Source organism: Saccharopolyspora sp. NPDC002686 (assembly GCF_040295745.1).
GTDB lineage: Bacteria > Actinomycetota > Actinomycetes > Mycobacteriales > Pseudonocardiaceae > Saccharopolyspora > Saccharopolyspora oryzae.
Window position 1 is genome coordinate 1 of the sequence record NZ_JBEOVY010000095.1, and the last position, 22,717, is coordinate 22,717.

22 protein-coding genes are annotated in these 22,717 nt (G+C 70.5%); 8 read left to right on the forward strand and 14 right to left on the reverse strand.

Features of this window, described 5'->3' with window-relative positions:
- Positions 1–331 precede the first annotated feature (331 nt).
- The 9 genes from ABTZ89_RS15180 to ABTZ89_RS15220 form a co-directional block, all read right to left on the reverse strand.
- Positions 332–1,084, reverse strand: a complete 753-nt coding sequence (locus ABTZ89_RS15180) for an SDR family oxidoreductase (RefSeq protein ID WP_351044723.1) — start codon at positions 1,082–1,084, stop codon at positions 332–334.
- 97 nt (positions 1,085–1,181) lie between these two features.
- A complete protein-coding gene (locus ABTZ89_RS15185; protein WP_351044726.1) occupies positions 1,182–1,544 on the reverse strand; it encodes a hypothetical protein in 363 nt (120 codons plus the stop codon).
- A 69-nt stretch (positions 1,545–1,613) separates the two neighbouring features.
- On the reverse strand, positions 1,614–2,096 hold the full coding sequence (locus tag ABTZ89_RS15190) for a hypothetical protein (RefSeq protein ID WP_270953071.1): 483 nt from the start codon (positions 2,094–2,096) through the stop codon (positions 1,614–1,616).
- On the reverse strand, positions 2,093–3,904 hold the full coding sequence (locus tag ABTZ89_RS15195; protein WP_351044728.1) for a glycoside hydrolase family 15 protein: 1,812 nt from the start codon (positions 3,902–3,904) through the stop codon (positions 2,093–2,095). Before ABTZ89_RS15195 ends, ABTZ89_RS15190 begins: the two co-directional genes overlap by 4 nt.
- 59 nt (positions 3,905–3,963) lie before the next feature.
- Positions 3,964–4,773, reverse strand: a complete 810-nt coding sequence (locus ABTZ89_RS15200) for a MaoC/PaaZ C-terminal domain-containing protein (RefSeq protein ID WP_351044731.1) — start codon at positions 4,771–4,773, stop codon at positions 3,964–3,966.
- On the reverse strand, positions 4,770–5,873 hold the full coding sequence (locus ABTZ89_RS15205; protein WP_351044734.1) for an acyl-CoA dehydrogenase family protein: 1,104 nt from the start codon (positions 5,871–5,873) through the stop codon (positions 4,770–4,772). The genes ABTZ89_RS15200 and ABTZ89_RS15205 overlap by 4 nt, the downstream gene beginning before the upstream one ends.
- Positions 5,874–5,933: 60 nt before the next feature.
- Complete coding sequence (locus ABTZ89_RS15210) at positions 5,934–7,091, reverse strand: acyl-CoA dehydrogenase family protein (RefSeq protein ID WP_351044737.1); 1,158 nt, start codon at positions 7,089–7,091, stop codon at positions 5,934–5,936.
- 24 nt (positions 7,092–7,115) lie between these two features.
- Positions 7,116–8,768 (reverse strand): steroid-22-oyl-CoA synthetase, encoded by a 1,653-nt coding sequence (gene casI / locus ABTZ89_RS15215; RefSeq protein ID WP_351044740.1) that lies wholly within the window; start codon positions 8,766–8,768, stop codon positions 7,116–7,118.
- A gap of 92 nt (positions 8,769–8,860) precedes the next feature.
- Positions 8,861–9,616: an SDR family NAD(P)-dependent oxidoreductase gene (locus ABTZ89_RS15220; RefSeq protein WP_351044743.1), complete on the reverse strand. Its 756-nt coding sequence runs from the start codon at positions 9,614–9,616 to the stop codon at positions 8,861–8,863.
- Positions 9,617–9,858: 242 nt separating this feature from the next.
- Here ABTZ89_RS15220 and ABTZ89_RS15225 point away from each other — a divergent pair, with 242 nt between their 5' ends.
- The 6 genes from ABTZ89_RS15225 (at position 9,859) to ABTZ89_RS15250 (ending at position 15,320) form a co-directional block, all read left to right on the forward strand.
- Positions 9,859–10,128 carry a metal-sensitive transcriptional regulator gene (locus ABTZ89_RS15225; protein ID WP_270953077.1) on the forward strand — a complete coding sequence of 90 codons (270 nt, stop codon included), beginning with the start codon at positions 9,859–9,861 and terminating at the stop codon, positions 10,126–10,128.
- Positions 10,129–10,340: 212 nt separating this feature from the next.
- Positions 10,341–11,747, forward strand: coding sequence for an MBL fold metallo-hydrolase (locus ABTZ89_RS15230; RefSeq protein WP_351044747.1), 1,407 nt, complete (start codon positions 10,341–10,343; stop codon positions 11,745–11,747).
- Between the two features lie 28 nt (positions 11,748–11,775).
- Positions 11,776–12,351, forward strand: a complete 576-nt coding sequence (locus tag ABTZ89_RS15235) for a rhodanese-like domain-containing protein (RefSeq protein WP_351044750.1) — start codon at positions 11,776–11,778, stop codon at positions 12,349–12,351.
- A 4-nt stretch (positions 12,352–12,355) separates the two neighbouring features.
- Positions 12,356–13,135, forward strand: a complete 780-nt coding sequence (locus ABTZ89_RS15240) for a sulfite exporter TauE/SafE family protein (protein ID WP_351044752.1) — start codon at positions 12,356–12,358, stop codon at positions 13,133–13,135.
- 203 nt (positions 13,136–13,338) lie between these two features.
- On the forward strand, positions 13,339–14,262 hold the full coding sequence (locus tag ABTZ89_RS15245) for an NADP-dependent oxidoreductase (RefSeq protein ID WP_351044755.1): 924 nt from the start codon (positions 13,339–13,341) through the stop codon (positions 14,260–14,262).
- A 236-nt stretch (positions 14,263–14,498) separates the two neighbouring features.
- Positions 14,499–15,320, forward strand: a complete 822-nt coding sequence (locus tag ABTZ89_RS15250; protein WP_351044758.1) for a class I SAM-dependent methyltransferase — start codon at positions 14,499–14,501, stop codon at positions 15,318–15,320.
- A 256-nt stretch (positions 15,321–15,576) separates the two neighbouring features.
- On the opposite strand, the gene ABTZ89_RS15255 is transcribed toward ABTZ89_RS15250, so the two are convergent.
- Together ABTZ89_RS15255 and ABTZ89_RS15260 are read right to left on the reverse strand one after the other, a co-directional pair.
- Positions 15,577–16,821, reverse strand: coding sequence for a pyridoxal phosphate-dependent aminotransferase (locus ABTZ89_RS15255; RefSeq protein WP_351044761.1), 1,245 nt, complete (start codon positions 16,819–16,821; stop codon positions 15,577–15,579).
- Positions 16,818–18,230 (reverse strand): amino acid permease, encoded by a 1,413-nt coding sequence (locus ABTZ89_RS15260; protein WP_270954399.1) that lies wholly within the window; start codon positions 18,228–18,230, stop codon positions 16,818–16,820. Before ABTZ89_RS15260 ends, ABTZ89_RS15255 begins: the two co-directional genes overlap by 4 nt.
- A 162-nt stretch (positions 18,231–18,392) precedes the next feature.
- Between ABTZ89_RS15260 and ABTZ89_RS15265 the strand changes: the two genes are divergently transcribed.
- Positions 18,393–19,325 (forward strand): C45 family autoproteolytic acyltransferase/hydrolase, encoded by a 933-nt coding sequence (locus ABTZ89_RS15265; protein WP_351044766.1) that lies wholly within the window; start codon positions 18,393–18,395, stop codon positions 19,323–19,325.
- A gap of 45 nt (positions 19,326–19,370) precedes the next feature.
- The gene (locus ABTZ89_RS15270; RefSeq protein ID WP_351044769.1) at positions 19,371–19,502 is read left to right on the forward strand and encodes a hypothetical protein; all 132 of its coding nucleotides are present in this window, start codon (positions 19,371–19,373) and stop codon (positions 19,500–19,502) included.
- Positions 19,503–19,505: 3 nt separating this feature from the next.
- Here ABTZ89_RS15270 and ABTZ89_RS15275 read toward each other — a convergent pair whose 3' ends face one another.
- The 3 genes from ABTZ89_RS15275 to ABTZ89_RS15285 all read right to left on the reverse strand — a co-directional run bounded on the left by ABTZ89_RS15275 (position 19,506) and on the right by ABTZ89_RS15285 (position 22,501).
- A complete protein-coding gene (locus tag ABTZ89_RS15275; RefSeq protein WP_351044771.1) occupies positions 19,506–20,372 on the reverse strand; it encodes a MurR/RpiR family transcriptional regulator in 867 nt (288 codons plus the stop codon).
- Positions 20,373–20,453: 81 nt separating this feature from the next.
- Positions 20,454–21,497, reverse strand: coding sequence for a phosphotriesterase family protein (locus tag ABTZ89_RS15280; RefSeq protein ID WP_351044774.1), 1,044 nt, complete (start codon positions 21,495–21,497; stop codon positions 20,454–20,456).
- The gene (locus ABTZ89_RS15285; RefSeq protein WP_351044776.1) at positions 21,494–22,501 is read right to left on the reverse strand and encodes a DMT family transporter; all 1,008 of its coding nucleotides are present in this window, start codon (positions 22,499–22,501) and stop codon (positions 21,494–21,496) included. Before ABTZ89_RS15285 ends, ABTZ89_RS15280 begins: the two co-directional genes overlap by 4 nt.
- Positions 22,502–22,717 lie beyond the last annotated feature (216 nt).

Sequence of the window (22,717 nt, forward strand, 5' to 3'; positions counted from 1 at the left end):
AATGGAAATTGGACATCCAATTTCCATTGAAATTGCGGAAGTTCTCCATAGGGGGCCGGACTTGTCCACAGGTGTCGGCGTGTCGGGCACCTGAAGTTCCGTTGAAACCGCAGTTTCAATTGAAACTGCGGATCCACTCGACCCGGCGCGGCACGGGGCCGGGCGATGATCCGTACGCCGACTGGGGCTGCTTGGAACGAGTGGCGGCGCGCGGGGTCGGTTCCCCACCGGGCCCGGCGGGGTGACGACGCCAGCGGGCCACTACGCCCTGTCCGGACCGCGACTGCGAAGCGCTGCTCGCACCGTCAAGCAAAACGAGCCTGGAAACGCCTCAAGTCGCGAAGAGGAAGGCCGGGGGTTCTCCTCCTCCGTGGCATTCGATCGCCGCTCCGCTGACGTAGGAGGCCAGGTCGGAGGCCAGGAAGAGGGCGACGTTGGCGATCTCCTCCGGCCTCGCCATGCGGCCCAGCGGGATGGTGCGCTCGATCGCCGCCACGCCGTCGTCGCCGCCGTAGTGGTCACCGGTCAGCTCGGTCCGGCACAGGCCGACGTTGATCGAGTTCATCCGCACCTTCGGCGCCCACTCCACCGCCAGCGAGCGGGTCAGCGAGTCCAGTCCGGCCTTCGCCGCGCCGTACGTCGCCGTGCCGGGCGAGGGGCGGAGGGCGCTGATGGACGAGATGTTCACGATCGCGCCGCCGGTGTCCTGCTCCTGCATCGCGGCGTTGGCGGCCTGGGCGACGAGCAGCGGTCCGGTGAAGTTGAGGTCCACGATCTTGCTGTGGAAGCGCGGTGAGGCGTCGGCGGCCATGACGTACGGCGATCCCCCGGCGTTGTTCACCGCCACGTCGATGCGGCCGTGCTGTTCGAGCAGGCGATCCATCATGGCCTGCACCGACTCCGCGTCCCGCACGTCGCAGCGCAGGTGCGTCGTGCCCGGCGCCGGTTCGTCCACTTCGGACCGGGCGCAGGTGACCACCTGAGCGCCGGCCGCCGCGAAGGCGGCGGCGATGGCCCGGCCGATGCCCTTGGTCCCCCCGGTGACCAGCGCGACCCGTCCTGCCATGTCCAGCTCAACCGCCATGCGCACCTCCGGCGCTCGACTACCCGCCAAGCAAACGTTAGGTTGATGCGGCCGGGCGATCAAGCGCTGATCCCGCCGAACAGGAGCGCGAAGCGGACTACCGGTCGCGCAATTTGTCGCGGACGGCCTTCTCCGCGGGGTCAAGTTCCTCCAGGGCGAGCTGGATCGAGCCCATCGCCGCACCCGTCTTCAAGGCGAATCGCGCCTGGGACATCGCTCGGGTCAGCGGGGTCCGCTGGTAGGTGTCCGCCGCCTTCTCCGCCGCGCGGATCGCACTGGCCGCGGACGCGAGGCGCTCCTGGAGCTGATCCCCCTCGGCGTCGAGCAGCTCCGCAGCGCAGGAGGCGACCTTGTCGGCGACCCCGTCCAGCTCGCCGGCACGCTGGATGCAGGACGGCGTCTTGAAAGTCGCCAACAAAGCACGGACCTCGCGGAGGCCCTCTGCGGCATTCACGTGCATGCGACCATGATGCAGGATTCCCGAACACGGCTGGCTTTCGGCCGCGCAGCCCCGAGGAGAAGCTGCTGCTCAAGGAGCGCTGGAGAGGAATCCGCCGACGAGGGCGCCGTAGACGACGTGTCCCAGCAGCGTGACCGCCGGTGTCGCCACTCCGTAGTTGAGCAGCAGGAATCCCGGCGGTTCGAGCAGTGCCGCGCGGGGAGCGCTGGTGAGGTCGGTCCCCATCCGCGGGTGCACCACCGGCAGCAGGAGGTTCACCAGCGCGGTTCCGGCGAACAAGCCGTGGACCAGCCCGAACAGCGCCCCCAACCACCAGCTGCTGGTCCCCAGGGCGACGAACAGCCCGAAGTAGCCCAGCGCGAACAGCTCCCCGAAGAGGAAGTGCGCCAGGTAGCCGAGAGCTTTCGCGCGCGAGCGGTTGACCGCGAGGACGGTGCCGAGCAGGAACGGGAGGTCGATGCGGGTCAGCTTGAGCTCGTTCGCCGCGCGCAGCGCCGTGGTCAGCACCAGGGTGCCGATGAATCCGCCGGCGAGCGCTCCCCAGATCGTCACGACGTCCTCGCCTGCTCGGTGATCGCGCAGGCCGCGCTGATCAACGCCAGGTGCGTCAGGCCTTGCGGCATGTTCCCCAGGAAATCCCCGGTGGCGGGGTCGATCTCCTCGCTGTAGAGGCTCACGTCGTTGGCCAGTCCGACCAGCTGGTCCATCAACTCCGCGGCCTCGTCGACGTGACCGCAGCGGGCGAGCGCCTCGGCCAACCAGAACGAGCAGGCCACGAACGCTCCCTCGGTCCCCCGCAGACCGTCTTCGCCCGCGTAGCGCTGCACGAACGGCCCGCGAGCCAGGTCGCGGCGAACGGTCTCGATCGTGCCGTGCATCCGAGGGTGCTGCGGACCCGCATAACCGCGCAGCAGGCCGAGCAGGACGCTGGCGTCCACCTCCTCGGCCCCGGCGCTGCGCACGTAGCTCTCCTGGTCCTCGCTCGCACACCGCGTTTCGATGAAGTCCTCGATCGCGTCCTGCTCGCGCCGCCACGCGCGTGCGTGCCGACGGGAAAGCACCCCTCGTTCGACCAAGCGCAGCGCGCGGTCGAGGGCGATCCAGCACATCATCTTCGACTGGGTGAAATGCCGGGGCGCGCTGCGGACTTCCCAGATCCCCGCGTCCGGTTCCCGCCAGATCGCGCAGACGAGATCCGCCACCCGCGCCAACCGTCGAGCGATGTCGGCATCGAGCCGGCCGCCGGCCATCGCGTACGCCCAGGCCGTTTGCAGCAGTTCGCCGTAGGTGTCCAGCTGCAGCTGCTCGACTGCGGCGTTGCCCACCCGTACTGGCGCTGACCTGCGGTACCCCTCCAGCTCGAGCTCCCGCTCGGGTGCGCGAGCGCCGCCGTCGAGGCGGTACAGCGGGCGCAGGCGCGGTTCGGTCAGCTGGGTGGCGTGCATCAGCCACCAGAAGTAGGCCTGCGCTTCGCCGGGGCACCCGAGCGCGAGGAAGGCGTCCAGGGTGAAGACGGAATCCCGCAGCCAGGAGAACCGGTAGTCCCAGTTCCGCCCGCCGCCGATCTCCTCCGGCAGCGACGAGGTCGCAGCGGCGGCCACCGCGCCCGACGGGGCGAACACCAGCAGCTTCAGGGCCAGCGCGCTGCGCGCCACAAATTCCTGCCACGGTCCGGCGCCGGAGCGGTCCCGCAGCCAGTCCTGCCAACGACGGCCCGTCTCCTCCAGCCGCGCCGTGCACTCCGAGCGCGCGGGCAGCACCAGCGGTTCCTCGTGCGCGAAGCTCAGCGCGAAGTCCGCCTGCGCCCCCAGCCGGATCTCGAATCCACCTTCGATCGCATCACCGGTGCAAACCGGTTCGCCCGCGCCCCACGTGCACACGGCGACCGCGTCCGCACCTGCCGACGCCATCGGCACCCCTGCTCGCCGGCTGATGCGCGTGGCCGCGGTGCCGTAGTCGAAACGGGGCCGCACCTGCCAGCGCACGGGCACTGCCCCCGACAGCCCTTCGACCTTGCGGACCAGTTCCCGGCTCGGTGTCAACGCCGTTCCCGGCAGGGTCAGTGCATCGGTCACCCGGACCGCGCCCTCGGCCGTGGTGAACGTGGTCTCCGCGACGTTCGTGTTCGGGAGGTACCGGCGGTTCACCTGGTACGGCACGTCCGGTTCCAGCGCGAAGCAACCTCCCCGACCCGCGTCGAGCACGGCGCCGAAAACCGTCGGCGAGTCCAGGTCCGGGATCGTCAGCCAGTCCACCGAACCGTCCCTGGCGAGGAGGGCGACGGTCCGACCATCTCCCAGCGCCGCGTAATCCCGCAGCGGCGCATACCCCGCCCGACGCGGTACAGCGAACGTTCCCACCGCCTCAGACTGCGGCAACGCGGCAGAACCCGGCCAAGGGCTTTCTGCCCTGCCGGTGGTCAGCCGAAGCCGACTTCACCGCCGGTCAGGACGGTGCGCTCCCCCACCTCCGCGGCGAAGGCGACCGCGCTCGCGTCGGAGCCCCAGCAGCCGACCGAGAACTCGTCGCCGGGGAAGACCGGTCCGGCGAAGCGCCCGGTCAACCGGCGCAGGTCGGCCGGGTGCGCGTCGTACCGCTGCGCCACCGCCAGCGTCGTGGCGGCCAGGCTGCACAGGCCGTGCAGGAACGGCTTCGGCTGACCGGCCGCTTCGGCCGCCGCCGGATCGATGTGCATGTGGTGGTGATCGCCCAGCAGCCGGTACAGCGCCGCCTGGTTCGGCGAGGTGGCCACCGCCAGGCGGTGCTCGGGTGCGGTGCGCGGCGGTTCCGGTCCGGCCGGCCCGCGTTCCCCGCCGAACCCGCCGCGGCCGGGGGCGAACAGCACCCAGGTGGCCGCGAAGCAGTCGCTCTCCACCGCGACCTCGAAGAGCGCCGCCGAGCCCTTGTCCCACACCTCCGCCACCGAGGCCTTCATCGTCAGGGACCCGGATCTCGGCAACGGGCCCAGCACTTCGAGCCGCTGAGCACCGTGCACCGCGGTCCGGACGTCGAACGCGCCGCGCTCGCCCAACGCGTCCGGTGCCCACTGGGCCAGGGTCAGCGCGAAGGTCGGCAGGACCCGCAGGCGTTCCTCGAAGACCAGGTCGAGGTCCGCCGCCGCGGCACCCACCGCCAGCGCGTAGAGGATCGCGTCCCGCTCGGTGTAGTCGACGGTGCGGGTTCCCAGGTCGACACCCCGCCACTCGCCCGCGAAGTCCTGGCCGGTCACGAGGCCACCTCCTCGGCGGCCAGGAGCGCGCCCAGGTCGGCGAGGGCGGCTGCCGCGCCGCCGAACGTGCTGGAGATCTGCTTGCCCCACAGGAAGTAGCGGTGCGCCGGGTAGTCGACGTCGACACCGATTCCGCCGTGCACGTGCTGGGTGCGGTGCACGACGTCGAGCCCGGCCTGGTCGGCCCACCACTTGGCCACCAGCACCGCGCGATCGGCGTCGGCGGCCCCGTCGGCGAGCGAGGTGAGCGCCTGCCACAGCACCACCTCCGCGGCTTCGACGTCGATGTAGCAGTCGGCCAGCTGGTGCTGGACCGCCTGGAAGGTGGCCAGCGGTCGGCCGAACTGGTGGCGTTCGGCGAGGTATCCGGCCGCCAGCGCCAAAGCGCCTCGGGCAACGCCGGTTTGGATCGCCGAGAGAGCGACCGTGGCGCGGCGCAGGGTCTGGTGCAGCGCGTCATCGCCCGGGACTCCGACCGCACGGCCGGTGGCCCCGTCGAGGTGGAGGTGCGCGCTCAGGTCCCGGGTCGTGGTCTCGGCCTGCTCCCGATGGATCTCGTGCTCCACCAGGAAGAGCCCGGGACCGCGATCGGTCGTCGCGGACACCAGCACCGCATCGGCCCCCTGCGGGGACGGCACTACCGCCTTGGTCCCCGAGAGCCGCCAGACGTCGCCTTCGGCGGTCGCGGTGCAGGTGGGCGCGTTCGGTTCGGCGGGCGCGAACTCCTCCAACGCCAGGGCGATCCGTGCCGACCCGCTGGCAGTCGCCCGCAGGTACCGGCCGCGCTGCTCGTCGTCGCCGTGGGTGGCGATCGCCATGGCGGCCACCACCGCGGTCCACAGTGGAACAGGCGCGACGAAACGACCTTGCTCGGCCAGGAGGACGCACAGTCCGTCGAGTCCGAGCCCCGCCCCGCCGTGCTCCTCCGGCAGGGCGGCACCCACCAGTCCGGCCTTGGCCAGCTCGGCCCACAGGTTCTCGTCGACGCGCGTCTCCGACGCCTCCACCTCCCGGATCCGGTCGGTGGTCGCCTGGTCGGTGAAGATGTCGCGGGCCAGGTCCCGGACCGCGACCAGCTCCTCGCTGAGGTGGAAGTCCACTCGGTGCTCTCCTTGCTGGTCAGGTCACGCGGAGAAACGAGGGTGACCCCTCTTCGCAGCTCATCTGCCTCGCGGCAGGCCGAGCCCCTGGGTGGCGACCATGTCGCGCAGCACCTCGTTCACACCACCGCCGAAGGTGTTCACGATGCCCTGCCTGGACAACTGCTCGATCTGTCCACCTAGGACAGACGCAGGCGATCCGGGGCGGATCCGCCCGGCCGCGCCGAGCACCTGGGTCAGGGTGCGCTGCACGGCGATGTGCGTCTCGGTCCCGTACACCTTCACCGCACCGGCCGTCGCGCCGGTCAGCGCACCTTCGGCGACCGCCGTGGTCATCTTCCAGTTCATCAGCCGCATCGCTTCGAGCTCGGCGTGGGCGCGGGCCATCTCCTGCTGCACCCAGGGCTTGTCGATCACCCCGGTGTCCTTGGCCCAGCGCAGCACCTGCTCCCAGAGCCGGATCATCCGCCCGCCGAGCGCGGCCAGGCCGATCCGCTCGTGGTTGAGCTGGGCGGTGATCAGCCGCCACCCGCCGTCGACCTCGCCGACGACGTGGTCCGCCGGCACCCGGACGTCGTGGTAGTAGGTGGCGGTGACCACCATGCCGCCGACGGCGTGGATGGGGCTCCACGAGAATCCCTCGGCATCGGTGGGCACCACCAGGATGGAAATTCCCCTGTGCTTGGGCGCTTCGGGGTCGGTGCGGGCAGCAAGCCAGACGTAGTCCGCGGTGTTCGCTCCGGAAGTGAAGATCTTCTGCCCGTTCACCACCAACTCGTCGCCGTCGCGCACAGCCCTGGTCCGCAGCGAAGCGAGGTCGGTGCCCGCGTCGGGTTCGGTGTAGCCGATGGCGAAGACGATGTCGCCGTTGAGGATTCCGGGCAGGTAGGCCTGCTTCTGCGCTTCCGTGCCGTGCTCCATCAAGGTGGGGCCGACGGTGTTCACCGTGACGAACGGGAACGGCAGCCCGGCGCGCTGGACCTCGTCGAAGAAGACGTACTGCTCCTCGACCGACCGCCCCTGGCCGCCGTACTCGCGCGGCCAGCCGATGCCGAGCCAGCCGTCCCGGCCCAGCGCCTTGACGACCTCCCGGAACCGGGATCCGCCGACGCCCTCCTCCCCCACCGCCCGGAGTTCGTCCGCCGGGAGCAGACCGGCGAAGTAGTCGCGCAGCTCCTGCCTGAGCCGGCGCTGCTCCGGCGTCTCGCGCAGATCCATCGGGGATGTCCTCGTTCCTGTGCTCTAGGGGAGGAAGCGCAGGCGGCCGTTCGCGGCGAACTGCTCGCGCAGGTCCTGCTTGTCCTGGTCGGTCATCCGCAGGTACTCCGGTGCGCCCCGGCCGGGCCACCAGTGCACCTCGTCGGGCGTGCGCCACCCGTCGGCCTGCATCTCCTTCTTGCGGAGCTTGTTCGAACCCGTCGTGGGCAGCCGCTGCGACACCCGGACGAAACGCGGAATCCCTTTGCTGCCGAGGTCTTCCTGCTCGGCGAGGAACTCCGCCAGCCGCAGCTCCTCGAACCCGACGCGGGTTTCGACGGCCGCCATCACCTGGTCGCCGGAACGCGGGTCCGGCACCGCGAAGACACCGGCCGCGACGATGTCGGGATGCCGCCGCAGGACCCGTTCGACCAGCAGCGCGGAGGTGTTCTCGCCGTCCACGCGGATCCAGTCGCCCGACCGGCCCGCGAAGTAGAGGTATCCCGCGGCATCGGTGTAGCCGAGGTCGCCGGTCCAGTACCAGCCGTGGCGGACGCGTTCGGCGTTGGCCGCCGGGTTCTTGTAGTACCCCTCGAACTTCGCGGCGCCTTCGGTGTTGACGATCTCGCCGATGGCCTCCTCGGCATTGCGCACCCGGCCGTGCTCGTCCAGCTCCGCGGGCGGGCACGTCGCGCGCGTCGCCGGGTCGACCACGAGGATGCCCGCGTGCGCCGGGACGCCCAGCGCCGACGGCGGACCGTCCGGCGCCTGGTTGATCATCCCCGCGCCCTCGCTCGACCCGTAGCCCTCGTACAGCTTCGCCCCGAAGCGCCGCTTGAACTCCGCCTGGTCCTCCGGCGAAGCCTCGGTACCGAACCCGTGCGTCAGCGTGTTGTCCGCGTCATCCGGTCGTTCCGGCTGGGCGAGGAGGTAGCCGAGCGCCTTGCCGACGTAGGTGAAGTACGTCGCGCCGTAGTGGCGCACGTCCGCCAGGAATCCCGACGCGGTGAACTTCGGTGCGAGCGCCACGCACGCCCCCGCGAGCAGCGCGGGCGCCCACAGCGCCATCAGGGCATTGCCGTGGAACAGCGGCATGCAGCAGTAGCAGACGTCGTCCCGACCGATCCGGTACTTCTCGGTGTTCTGGCGGGCCAGCCCGACGAGCCGCCCCTGGGAGCAGATCGCGGCTTTCGAAGCCCCGGTGGCGCCGGAGGTGAACAGCAGCAGCATGCGCGTTTCGGCGCTGACCGACGGATCGCGAACCGGCTCGACAGGTGTCAGCTGCTCGGCATGCTCGGGCGAGTCCACGAGCAGGAACCGGTCCCGCGCCACCCCGATGTCGAGGGGCTCCAGGATCTCCAGCCCCGCCGCATCGGTCACCACCAGCTGGAGATCGGTGTGGCGCACCTCCGCCTCGAGGTCAGCACCGCGACGAGTGGGGTTGATGCCCACCACCGTCGCCCCGCTGAGCGCGGCCGCACCCAGCCAGAGGACGAACTCCGGAACGTTGTCCAGGAGCACTCCCACGTGGCACGGACGACTCTCGTCGCGCAACCGGCGGAGCCGGTCCGCGCGGGCCGCGCTGTCCCGGACCACCTCGTCCCAGGTCCAGGTCCGCTCCCGGCTGCGCAGTCCGGGCCGGTGGTCACCGACCCGGTCGAGCAGCAGATCGGCGATCGTGCCCAGTCGTTCGCTCATCGGCCCTCGCGGTTGCAGGAGACGTGCGGAACGCCGCGACGGTAGGGCGGTTCGGCGGTCCCGCACACCGTCCGGTCCCGCTCACCGGGAAGTCAGCCGAAGAAGGCCTGGCCGCCGTCCAGCGGCACGGTGGCACCGGTCAGGTAGCGCAGGTCCGGACCGAGCAGCGCCACGACCGCACGTCCGATGTCGGCTTCGCACTCGCCGATGCGGCCGAGCGGGATGGATTCGACGAACTCGGCGGCCTCCTCCGGGTTGTGCTCGGTCCAGGCCTTGAGCCCGGGTGACAGCGCATGGGGCGCGATCGCGTTGACCCGGATCCCGTCACGTCCCCACTCCGACGCGGCAGTCCTGGTGAGCGAGCGCAGCGCTTGCTTCGCCGCGGCGTAGGCGCCGTAGGTCGAGGTGTCCCACCGCACCATCGCGGAGGTCACCAGGTTGATGATCGAACCGCCGCGCGCCTTCAGGTGCGGGTGGCAGGCCTTCATGAACGCGAACGCGGCGAACGGCGCCGTCCGGAACCCCCGCTGGAAGTCCTCGTCGCTCGTCGTCAGCAGCGGGCCGAAGCTGCCGCTGTAGGCGTTGTTGACCAGGACGTCGACCCCGCCCAGCGTCTCCACGACCTGCTCCACCAGCGGCGAGATGGCAGCGGTGTCGGCGACGTCGATCGGGAACGGCTCGGCCCGGCCGCCGCGCTCGCGGATCAGCGCGCAGGTGGCGCTCAGCTTCGCTTCGGTGCGCCCGGCCACCGCCACGGACACCCCCTCGCCGGCCAGCGCCAGCGCGATGCCCTGCCCCACGCCTTGTCCCGCGCCAGTGACCAGCGCGACCTTGCCCGCCAAACCCATCCAAGCACCTCCGCGCTTCCGCCTGGCCCCCACAGTGGAGTGATCGCCGGGGTTGCGAGCGCGCTGTCCCGCTCAGCGGGATCAGGACCCTGGCGAATCCCTCGCCGAAGCGGATCAGCACAATGCCCGGAGTCGGGCAGGGCGCCCCGAGGCCGCGCGCCGAGCAGCGGACGTGCGTTGAGCCACAGGGACGAGCCATTCGGATACCCCCCGGGGTACCTTCTCATCAGGAGGCGAGAGACATGCAGATGCAGCCAGAACTGCTAGGAGATGCGCTGACCCGGCTGAAGCGCGCGAAGGGCCAGCTGGCCAGCGTGATCGAATCGATCGAAGAGGGCGACGACTGCGCCGCAGTGCTCACCCAGCTGGCGGCCGTCTCCCGAGCCCTGGACCGCGCGGGCTTCAAGATCGTGGCCAGCGGCATGCGCTACTGCCAGCAGGCCAGGGAAGACGGCGAGGAACCCCCGATGACCGAGCAGGAGCTCGAGCGCCTCTTCCTCGCCCTCGCCTGAAAAAATTACATATTGACTCGTCTTGCGTAGCGGTGCGGGTAGCGGAACCTCAGACGCCGTCTGAGAACCCGCGGCGGTGCAAGCGCCGAGGGTGAGCTAAACGCCTCCGGCGTTTCAAAACAAAGACCAAGATAGAGCCAACCCCCGCCCGACCTGACCGACGGACACTTGTGTCCCATCTATACCCCCCGGGGTATGAGAGGTGAATCGACGTGACGGAACGCCCCCTGACCGACGGCCTCCGCGTCGAGGTCCTGGAGACCTCCTCACTGGGTGACCGCAGCTACCTGGCCACCGACGGTCGACGCGCCGTGGTGGTCGACCCCCAGCGCGACATCGACCGCATCGTCGCCGCGGCCGGGCGCCTGGGCGTGCAGATCGCGCTGGTCCTCGAAACCCACGTGCACAACGACTACGTCTCCGGCGGCCTGGAACTGGCCCGCCTGACCGGCGCCGAGTACGGCATCGCCGCCGCGGACGACGCGCCGTTCGAGCACCTCCCGCTGCGGGACGGCGACCTGCTGGAGGTCACCGACCGCCTCCGGGTGCGCGTCGTGGCCACCCCCGGGCACACCTTCCACCACCTGTCCTACGCGCTGGAGGACGCCGGCGAGCCGATCGGCGTGTTCACCGGCGGTTCCCTGCTCTACGGCACGACCGGGCGCACCGACCTGCTCGGCACCGAGCACAGCGAGGTGCTGGCCCGGCACCAGTACCAGTCGGCGCGCAAGCTGGCCGACCTGCTGCCCGCCGGGGCGCGGATCTGGCCGACGCACGGGTTCGGCAGCTTCTGCTCGGCGACGCAGGCCAGCGGCGACTCGTCGACGATCGGCGAGCAGCGGTCGGTGAACCCCGCGCTGTCGTTGGCCGAGCACGACTTCGTCGAGACCACGCTGTCCGGCCTCGACGCCTACCCCGCCTACTACGCGCACATGGGCATCCGCAACATCACCGGCCCGGAGCCCGTCGACCTGCGCGCACCGGCCGAAGCGACGCCCGCCGAGCTCGCCGAGCGCCTGGGCCGCGGCGAGTGGGTGGTGGACCTGCGGTCCCGCAAGGCCTACGTCGACTCCCACCTGGCCGGCACGATCAGCCTCGGCCTGGACGGCCCGATGGCGACCTGGCTGGGCTGGATGATCGAGTGGGGTTCGCCGATCACGCTGGTCGGCGAGTCGAGCGAGCAGATCGCCGACGCCCAGCGCGAGCTCGTCCGCATCGGCATCGACCGCCCCGCCGCCGCGGCGACCGGGCAGCCCGCGGAACTGGCCGCCGACGAGTCCCAGCTGGTCAGCACCATGACCGCCACCTTCACCGACCTGGCCGCCGCCCTCGACGGCGAGCCCGGTGCACGTCCGAACGCCGACGTCGTGCTCGACGTCCGGACGAACAACGAGTGGCGCGCCTCGCACGTCGACGGCGCCGTGCACATCCCGCTCTACGAGCTGGCCGACCGGATCGACGAGGTCCCGGCCGGTTCCGTGTGGGTGCACTGCGGCAGCGGCTACCGGGCCGCCGCGGCAGCCTCGCTGCTCGAATCCGCCGGGAGCACCGTCGTCGCCGTCGACGACGCGTTCGGCGCCGCCCAGTCCTCCGGCGTTGCCCTCACCGCCGGTGCATGACGACCGCCCTCACCGAACAAGGAGAAGCATGACCGCCCCATCCTCGATCGACGTCGCAGCCGCGCGGAAGCTGGTGGCCACCACCCCCGGGACCAGGCTGATCGACGTGCGCACCCCCGGCGAGTTCGCCGCCGCGCACATCCCCGGCTCCCGCAGCGTCCCGCTCGACCTGCTGCGCGCGAAGTCCGGCCTGACCGTCGACCACTCGGACCCGGTGGTGCTGGTGTGCCGGTCCGGCGCCCGCGCCGAAGAGGCCCGGGGGCTGCTGGCCACCGCCGGGATCGACCAGCTCGTCGTCCTCGACGGCGGCATCGAAGCCTGGGAGCGGACGGGCGCTCCCGTCAAGCGCGGCGCTGGGAAGTGGGCGATGGAGCGGCAGGTCCGGCTGACCGCGGGATCGCTGGTGCTCACCGGAATCCTGGGCAGCCTCGTCGCCCCGAAGATGAAGTGGCTGGCCGGTGCGATCGGCGCGGGGCTCACCTACTCCGCGCTGAGCAACACCTGCGCCATGGCCCGGGTGCTCTCGATGCTGCCGTACAACCGGACCCCGGAGCAGGACGGGCCGGCGCTGCTCGAGGCGCTGACCTCGTCCGCGCAGCGCTGACATCATGGTGCTGGCCATCGTTTTCGGCGTCGTGATCGGTCTCAGCACCGGACTGCTCGGCGCCGGCGGCTCCATCCTGGCGGTCCCCGCGCTGGTGTACGGCGTGGGCCTGCCGATGAGCGCCGCGGTCCCGACCGCGCTGGTCGTGGTGGCGGCGTCGGCGATCGGCGGGTTGAGCTCCCGCAGCCGGCTGGACCTGGTGCAGTGGCCGGTGGCGATCATCTTCGGCATCGCCGGGATTCCCGGCACGTTCGCCGGGACTGCGCTGGGCCGGTCGCTGCCGCAGGACGGGCTGATGCTGGCCTTCGCCGCGCTGATGGTCGTCGTCGCGCTGCGCATGTTCCGGGGCAACGACGCGCACGACGGCGTGTGCCGCAACCCGGACGGCAGCATCGACCACCAGCGCTGCCTGCCGCGCTCGGCGGCCGCCGGGGCCGGGGTCGGCACGCTGACCGGGCTGTTCGGCGTCGGCGGCGGATTCGTGGTCGTGCCCGCGCTGGCGATGCTGCTCGGGCTGACCGCACCGCAAGCCGTCGCGAACTCGATGGTGGTGATCGCGCTCAACTCGATCACCGGGCTGGCTGCCCACGCCGGCACGCTGGCCCACCTGGACTTCGGTGTCCTGGTGCTCTTCGCGGGCACGGCGATGCTGGTCTCGATCGGCGCGGCGCGGTTGTCGAACCGGCTCCCGGCGAGCACGGTCCGCAAGGCGTTCGCCTGGGTGGTGCTGGCCATCGCCGCAGGCGTGGGCATTTCGTCGGCGATCGGCCTGATCACCGCCTGACCCACCACCACGGCCCGTCGCCCTGCGTTCGCGCAGGTCGGCGGGCCGTTCGCGTCGGCCTGCGCATCCCGGCACCGCGAGGAGAATCGGCTTCGGACTGCCCCCAAGCCGTATCTCCAAGCGCACTTAATGAGCGATTGCACTATAGCTCGCACGACAAGTACTGTCGTGTGCAAATACTTCAACCGACGAAGGAAGCACCGATGAAGGCGATCGTCCTCGACGAGTACGGCGGACCCGACGCGCTCCGGCTGACCGAGCTCCCGGACCCGAAGGTGGCGCCCGGCGAGGTGCTGATCCGGGTGAAGGCCGCCGGCGTCAACCCGGTGGACTGGAAGCTCGCCGCAGGCAACCTCGACGCCGTCATGGAGACCCACTTCCCGCTGATCCCGGGGTGGGACGTGGCAGGCGTGGTCGAGCGGGTGGGTTTCGACGTCGAGGAATACGCGCCCGGCGACGAGGTCTTCGGCTACATCCGCAAGGACACCGCCCAGTTCGGCGGCTACGCGGAACTGGTCTCCGCGCACGTGCGCATGCTCGCCCGCAAGCCCGCCGCACTGTCCTGGGAGCAGGCCGCGGGCGTCCCGCTCGCCGGGTTGACGGCGTACCAGGCGATCAAGCGGGTCGGGGTCGGCTCCGGTGACACCGTCCTGGTCCACGCCGCGGCGGGTGGCGTCGGTTCGCTCGGCGTCCAGATCGCAGTGGCGCGCGGCGCCCGCGTGATCGGCACCGCGAGCGGGCGCAACCACGACTACGTGCGGCAGCTCGGCGGGGAGCCCGTGACCTACGGCGCCGGGCTCGCTGACCGGGTCGCGGAACTGGCTCCCGACGGCATCGACGCGGCGCTGGACTTCTTCGGCGGGGACGCGGTGGACGTGTCGCTGAGCCTCCTCGCGAAGCCGGAACGACTCGCGTCCATCGCCAACGCGGAGGCCGCGGCGAAGGGCGGCCACTACGTGTGGGTCCGCCCCGATTCGGCCGACCTCGCGGATCTCGCCGACCTGGCCGACCGCGGTGAACTGGCCGTGCACGTCGACAGGGTCCTCCCGCTCGAAGAAGCGGCGGAGGCCTGGCGGCTCAACAGCGGAGGGCACACGCGCGGCAAGCTCGTGCTGTCCGTGGACTGATCACAACGCGCCGGGGTCGTGAGCGCGAGAACCGCCTCCAACCGGTTTTCGCACTCACGACCCCGATGCGCCCAACGAAATGCGAAGCGCAGCAACGGAACTCGAACTGTTCGTACACATTGATATTGATTTGCAATGCTATTCGAGTTCCGGAATTTTTCTTCACCTGATATGATTCGGGAAATCGTTGTTAGCTTCGCCCTGTGCGAGAACATCGTCCTAGCGAAACTGCCCTCGTGGTCGCGACAGCACGCGCCGCTCATCTCGTCGTCGACGACAGCCCCGCGATCTTCACCGACTCGCTCGCCGAGAAGTTGCTCGGCGAGCGGGCCGAGGAGCTGATCGGTTACCACCGGCTGCACGGCGATCTCCCACTGCTCTCCCACGCGCGGGCCAACGTCGTGGTCCGCAGCCGGTACCTCGAGGACCGGCTGGCGGCGCTCGTCGATCGCGGCCTGCCCCAGTACGTCATCCTGGGCGCCGGTCTGGACACCTTCGCCTACCGGAATCCCACCGCGCCGCTGGCGGTGTTCGAAGTGGACCACCCGGCGACGCAGCAGTGGAAGCGGAAACTGCTGGCGGACAGCGGAGTGGACGTCCCGGAGATGCTGCGGTGGGTGCCGGTCGACTTCGAGACCGACCAGCTGCTGGACCAGCTGGTGGCCGCGGGCTTCGACCCGACCCGGCCAGCGCTGATCAGCTGGCTCGGCGTCACGATGTACCTCACGTGGGAGACCGTCGACCGCACGCTCGACGTCCTCGGCGGACTGGCGCCCGGCACCGAACTCGTCCTCGACTACGTGCTCCCCGAGCACCTCAGCGATCAGGCCACCAGGACTCATGCTTCGGTAGTGGCACAGGCGGTGTCCGACAGCGGTGAGCCGTGGTTGTCCCGCCCCACCCCCGACGCCCTGACGACCTGTCTCGCCGAGCACGGCTTCGGCCCGACCAAGCACGTGCGCCACCGGGATGCCATCGACAGCGCCCTGTGGCAACGCGAGGACAGCCTGTCACCCAGCGGTCTTTCGATGCTCGCGCACACCGAGCTGCGTGCGTAGTCGACACGGCCCAGCTCAGCGAAGAGGCCCGTTGACCCGCTTTCAGCGCAGGTCAACGGGCCTACGAGCGGCGGCTGGCCGCAGAGCATGGCGGCCGGGTTGGTGCGGGTGAGGGTTTCGATCCACTCGTCGCTGACGCCGAGCGCGCGCAGTTCCTCCGCGAAGGTCGTTGGCACGTAGGCGAATCCGTTTCCGCTGTGGCGCGTCAGTCACGGAGCGACCGGGCCGCTCGGTGCGGCCCGGTCGCCGCATGACCTCAGACCAGGGAGCGCAGAGCGGTCCGCAACCGGTCGAGTGCATCCGCGATCCACGGCAGTTCGACGGGGTTCTCGCTGCGCAGCGCTTGCCAGCGCTGGTCTTCGGTCTCCCCGTAGAGCAGGCTGCTGGCCACGCGGAACCGGTACGCGCTCGGGGTGTCGCCGAAGTGCTCACCGGCGAGCACACCCACTCCGTGGTTGTCCAGCAGCGCGTCGGCCAGTTCCGCGCCGGTGCGGATACCGGCCGAGGTCAGCTCGGGGCGCAGCTGCTCGAAGTCGGGGTAGACGTAGAACGCCGCCGACGGAGTGCGGCACTCGGCACCAGCTTCGACGAAAGCAGAGTGCACTGCGCTCGAAACGGCCGCGTGCAGCCTGCGGCACGCTGCGACGTGGTCGGTCACCGAGGTGGGTTCGGAGAGCACGAACTCGGCAGCGGCCTGCATCGGCATTGCCAGGCTGGACCAGATCTCGCTGGCGATCCCGACGATCCGTTCGGTCGTGCTCCTGCCGAGTTCGCCCGCCGGCATGCGGGCGAAGCCGACGCGCCAACCGCCCAGCGCCGTGCTCTTGCTGAGCCCACCGGTGACGATCGTCCGCTCCGGCAGCAGCGATGCGGGGCTCAGGTGCGCTTCCGGGACGTAGGTGAGGTCGCGGTAGATCTCATCGGAGATGATGACGAGGCCGTGCCGGTCGGCGATCTCGCACACCGCCTTGACCAGGTCGGCTCCGGCTGCGGTACCGGTCGGGTTGTCGGGCAGGGTGAGCACGAGCAGCTTGGGGTCGGCCCCTTCGCGCCGGGCAGCGGCCAGGGCGGGTTCGAGCAGTGCCGGGTCCGGCACCCCGCCGGCCTCTCCCGGCACCGGGACACCGATCACCCGCTTGCCGACCAGCGCTGCCTGCGCGGCGTAGGTGACCCACGACGGCGTGGGCAGCACGAGATCACCGGGCAGGGCGGCGAGTGCGGCGTAGAGCAGGGCTTTGCTGCCGGGCGCCAGGATGGCCTGCTCCGGATCGGTGGGCAGGTCGCGCCGGGTGAAGTAACCGGCCACCGAAGCACGCGCCGAGGCCGAGCCGACCACCGGGCCGTAGGCGTTCTGCCCGGCCGCCGAAGCCAGCTCGGCGCCGATCTCCGGCAGCACCGGCAGTCCGGCTTCGCCGAAACCGAGGTGCAGCACCGGTTTTCCGGCCGCACGTAGTGCGCTGATCTTCTCGTTCACCGCCAACGTGGCGGAATGCTTGATCACAGCTTTTCCTCACTGGTCGAAGTGGATCGTTCGGTCGTCCTGGCCCGGGTTCGGTTCTGGTGCACCACGCCCGCCGCGACGGCCACCGCGGTGACCGCGAGAGTCAGCAGGAGCGAGTGCCTGCTGTCGGCGTTGAACGCCATTCCGGCGATCACCGCGAGCAGGCCGATCACGACGGCGATCGTCAGGTGCGGGAACGCCCACATCTTGATGGTCAGCGCGCCGGGGTTCTGGCGTTCCAGCCGCCTGCGGCCGCGGAACTGGGTGACCGCGATGCACAGGTACACCACGACGGCGATGGCCCCGGACGAGTCGAGGAGGAAGTTGAACACCGCCTCGGTAGGCAGGAAGTAGTTGGCGACGACGGTCACCAGCCCGATGCTGGAGGCCGCGAGGACCGACCACGCAGGGACGCCCGTGCGGGTCACCTTCGTGAACAGGGCGGGGGCCTCGCCGCGCTCGGCCAGCGCGTAGAGCATCCGCGACGACGAGTAGATGCCCGAGTTCAGGCAGGACAGCACCGCGCTGAGCACGATGACATCCATGATCACCGGGGCGCCCGGGATGCCGAGGCGTTGCAGCACAGCGACGTACGGGCTCTCGGAGACCTGCGCGCTGTTCCACGGCAGCAGCGCCAGCACGACGAAGATCGATCCGATGTAGAACACCAGGATCCGCCACACGACGCTGTTCATACCGCGTCGCACCGCGTGCACCGGGTCGACCGCCTCGCCCGCGGCGACCGTGACGACTTCGGTGCCGAAGAACGAGAAGAACACGGCGAGCGCCGCGAGCAGCACGGCCGTCCCGCCCTCGGGGAGGAACCCGCCGTGCGCCGTCAGGTTCGCCAGACCCGGGGAGTCGAACCCGGGGACGAGTCCGAGCAGGGCGGCCGCGCCGAGGGCGATGAAGGCCACGATCGCGGTCACCTTGATCAGGGCGAACCAGAACTCGAACTCGCCGAACGAACTGACCTGCACCAGGTTGATGGCGATCAGCGCCGCCATGAAGACCAGAGCCGCGAGCCACGAGGGGATCGCGGGCAGCAGCCGGTTCACGATCGCCGCGCCGGCCACGGCCTCGAAGCCGATGGTCACGCACCACTGGTAGGCGTAGAGCCATCCGACGGAAAGTCCTGCCCAGGGGCCGAGCTCGCGGTTGGCGTAGCTGGAGAAGGAGCCGGTTTCGGGGTGGGCGACGGCCATTTCGGCGAGCATGCGCATGATCAGCACGACGAGCGCGCCGACGCCGATGTAGGCGAGCAGGACGCCGGGCCCGGCCGTGCTGATGGCCTTGCCGCTGCCGACGAAGAGTCCGGCGCCGATCACCCCGCCGATCGCGATCATCGTCATCTGGCGGTTCCCGAGACCGCTCTTGAGCCCTGATGTGCCCGGCGGGGAGCTGGCCATCGTGCCTCCGTTCGGTTGCGCGCCGGTAGCGAGACGCAAATTGAGTTGCATGAGATGTTGACTGCGCAAATCTACTCGCGTCAAGATGTTCGCCGGGATCGCTGCAGCGATTCCCTTCAGCAGCTGCGCCGCGCCGGCGCGCGAGGTGAGGCGGACGAATCGATGGGTGCGACGGTTGTCGAGTCGGAGCTGGGAGGACTGCGCTGGCTCGTGGTCCGAGGTGACCGCGAATCCGCCCTGAGGGCGTTGGGGCGGGCAGCGGCCGACGAGGTCCGGTCGGTGTTGGGCTCGCTGCCGGAAGCGGCGGGCCTGCGGGAGTACGCCGCATCCACCGCCGGGCGGCGGGCGGTCGCCGAGGTGTTGAAGGCGACGCGCACGTCCCACGCCCAGGAGCTCCGGGAAGCGGTGGCGCTGGCCGAAGGCGCCGGTGTCGATCCGGAGGAGCTGCTGCTGGCGAACCTGCGCGGGGACCTCGGCGGCGACGACGGTGTCGGGTGTTCGGACCTCGCCTTCCGGGGGAAGCGTTCGTTCGTCGCGCACAACGAGGACGGCGCCCCCGAACTCGCCGGGCGCTTCATGCTGGTAACCCTCGCGATCGACGGGGAGGCTCCGGTCGCGGTGCAGTGGTACCCGGGTTTCCTGCCGTGCAACACGTTCGTCGTGACCGGCCACGGACTCGTGTGGGGCATCAACCACATCCAGGTCGCCGCACCGGCGACCGCCGCGGGGCGTCATTTCGTCGCGCGCGGGCTGCAGCGGCAGCCGAACCTCGAAGCCGCGGTGCGTTACCTCACCGATCACCCCAGCGCCGGTGGGTTCGCCTACAACATCGGTGAACTCGGCACTGGGCGCGTGGTCAGCGTCGAGACCGCGGCCGGTCGGCACGCAGCGGTGGAGACCGATCCCGGGTCGCTGTCGTGGCACACCAACCACTTGCGGCACGTCGAGTCGCGCAAGGAGGCGGCGCAGTCCGGTTCGGGTGGCACACAGGGCGCGCGCAACCTGGGACAGCGCGAGGAGAGCCTCGCCCGAGCGCGGGTTCTCGATTCGCTGGAGGCCCCCGCGGGCGGACCGGACACGGACTGGTTCCTCTGACTCCTCGCCGGGAAACCCGTGCCGGACGGGGTTTTCCGTTCTGCGGTGGACGGAGATCCGTTGCTGACGCTGTGCACGTCAGTGGTCGACCTGACCGCTCGCGAGGTCACACTGCAGCCGCGCGGTGCAGCGCCGCTGACGATCTCGGCCGACGCCTTGGTGGCGGCGGACGCCTGATCCTCAGCCGGTGTAGACGGAGAAGTCGGACAGCAGCTGCTCGTCGCTGAGCAGCTCGTCCCGACTGCGGGTGCCGTTGCGCAGCGCCACGCTCGTGGCGAGGGCCTGGACGAGCGCGATGAAGGAACCGACCGAACGCAGCAGCGTCACCCCTTCGCAATCGACCTGGAAGGTCACGTCGGCGATTCGCGCGAGCGGGGACGCCGCGGTGTCGGTGAGCGCGATGGTGTGCAGCCCGCGCTTCTTGGCCTCCTCGAAGGCGCGGACCGTTTCCGCGGTGTACCGGTGGATCGAGATGGCGATGAACACCTCGCCCTGCCGGAGGTCGCGGAGTTCGTCGACCAGCGCACCGGTGACCGGCGCGATCTGGTGCACCCCGGGGCGCACCAGCCGCAGCAGGTAGCTGGTGAGCTGCGCGACGGGGAGGCATTTGCGCAGACCCATCACGTGCACCCGGTCGGTCTCGGCGAGCAGCTGAACGCAGCGGTCCCACTGCTCGGCGGTGATCCGGGTGAAGGTGCGCGTCAGGTTCTGCTGTTCGTGCTCGACGACGGTGGACAGGAACTCGCCCGTTTCGGAGTGCTGCCCGGCGCGCCGGAACCGGGTTATCAGCCGCGCTTCCCGGGCGAGGTGTTCCCGGCAGAGAGCGGCCAGCGCGGGGTAGCCCTTGAGACCGAACGCGGTCGCGAACCGGACCAGCGAGGACTCGTGGACGTTGGCGAGCTTCGCCGACTCGCCGATGGTGCGGAAGGCCGTCCCCTCCGGATCGGTCAGCAGCAGCTCGGCGATCCGCTGCTGACCGGCCGCGAGCCCGCCGATGCGCTCCTGGATGGCAGAACACAACTCCTCGTACGTCGTCGGCGCATCCACTGCAACCTCCCTCACCGCTCAACGCAACTATACTTGCACGGAAACGCCCAGCAGTTGCGTCGGCGAACCTTCTGAGCGGTACTACCGACCGCAGAGCATGGCGGCCGGGTTGGTGCGGGTGAGGGTTTCGATCCACTCGTCGCTCACGCCGAGCGCGCGCAGCTCTTCGGCGAAGATCGTTGGTACGTAGGCGAATCCGTTGCCGCCGTGGCGCGTCCACATCTGCTTCAGGAAGACGTCGTGGCTCAGCAGCACCTGCTCGCCGTGGCCGGCGTCGACCAGCCGGGCCACGCCGCTCGCGGTCGTCGAGGTCGCCGGTGACGCACCCTCCTTCGGGAAGGTGATGTCCATGCCGATCATGTCGAACTCCAGCCACACCCCCCGATCGGCGAGCCCGAGCTGGTACTCACCGTCCTCCGCCGACGGGTCCATGTGCGACAGCACGACGCGCGCCGGAGCCACCCCTATCTCGTCCAGCACGACGTCCAGCACCTCGTCGCCGCGGCGCTGCCAGCCGGGCAGGTGGATCATGAGCGGGACCTCGGGGTGGTCGAGCTGGGCGAGCGCCGCGGCGCGCAGCGAGGCCTGCTCGGCCGGGGTGAAGTCCGGCGACACCCCGATCTCGCCGATGATCCCCGGCCTGGCCCGGTGCGCGCCGACGCCGCTGGTCAGCTCGTCGCCGATGCTCGCGGCCTGCACCTCGACGGCCTGCGCCGAGATGCGCTCCCCCTCGAACTTCTCCAGGTAGGCGCCGCAGCCCATGACGATGTTCAGCCCGGTGCGCTGCGCCACCTCGACCAGCTTGTCGGGGTCGCGGCCGATCGCGGCGCTGGACGTGGCGTCGACGATGGTCCGGCCGCCGACCGCTTGGAACGCGGCGATCTCGTCCATCACGTCCGCCACCGGCTTCGGGGCCAGGTTGTCCGCGCAGCAGTACGGATCGTGCCGGAGCGCCCACGCCGCACCGGCGTCCACCGCCCGGTCCACGAGGAACTCGCTGAACCGGTAGCTGGGTTCGTCGCGCACCCCGGAGAGGTCGTTGAACAGGTGCTCGTGGGGCAGGACCAGCCCCAGCTCGCCCGCGGCGACCGGACCGGTGACGGTCTGCGCGGTCCCGCCGGTCATCGCGCGGTTCCCGGTTCGCCCGCGGTGCGGGAGGGGATCATCCCGATCCCGGCGGCGACCAGCGCGAGCACGGTGCCGATCACGGTGGCGAGGTGGATCGGCTGCCCGACCGAGGGCACCACCAGGTCCAGCAGCAGCGAACCGACCAGCTGACCGGCCACCGACCCCAGCCCGAGCAGCAGCAGCCCGAGGCCGCGCACCAGCAGCGCCATGAACCCGATCGACAGCAGGCCCAGCGCCCCACCGGTGTACATCCACCACGTCGGCGGCAGCGAGAACTGGGCGGTGCCCAGCCCCAGCCGGACCAGCAGACCGGCCAGCAGCACGACGAACCCGACCAGGAAGTTGAACGTGATCGAGACCAGCATCGATCCGGATTCCCGTGCCACGGCGGCATTTCCGGCCGGCTGCCAACCAGCGAGCAGGCCCGCCGCGAAGGGCAGGACGGCCAGCGCGATCGCGTGCGGTACGTGGAAGCTCGGCGAGATGGTGACCGCGGTGGCCGCGACGGCCAGCACCGCGCCGAGACCGCGGGTGACCGAGATCGGCTGCTTGACCGTGGCGGTCACCCCGATCCGGTCGCAGATCACGCCGGAGATCACCAGGCCCGCGATCAGCGTGATCTGGAAGACCGCGACCCCCAGCACCCCCACCGAAACGCCCTCGGAGAGCACCACCGCGCCGCCGCACAAACCGGCCAGGTAGTTCCACCAGCCGATGCGCCGGCTGCGGATCAGGCTCGGGATGCTCAGCGCCTGCAGGCGCGTGCTGGGACGTGCGAACACGATCACCAGCATCAGCACCAGGCCGCTGCCGAACGAGATCACCGCGGCGCTGTTGCCGTCGCCGACGGTCTCGCCGAGCGCGCCGTTGACCGCGGACTGCATCGGGCTGAGCATGCCGGTCAGGACCGTCAGCAGGACCAGGACGGTCGTGGTGGCTCCCCTGGCCGCCCGGCCGGACGCGGCCGGCGGGCTCAGCTCAGGAGCGGGCGTGTTGGTCATGGCGGTGCGACTCCTTTGTCGTCCGTGCTGCACCGGTGGGGTTGCTGCGGATTGCTCGAGCTGCGCTGGAGATGTGCCGCGCGGCCCGAGTGCCTGTTTTCGAACCTGCTTCTGGTCTTTGTCTTGAAGCGCCGAAGGCGCTTAGCCCGCCCTCGCAACCGGCACCGCCGCGGGTTCTCAGACGTCGCCTGGCGAGGACAGCCCGTTTGCCGTGTA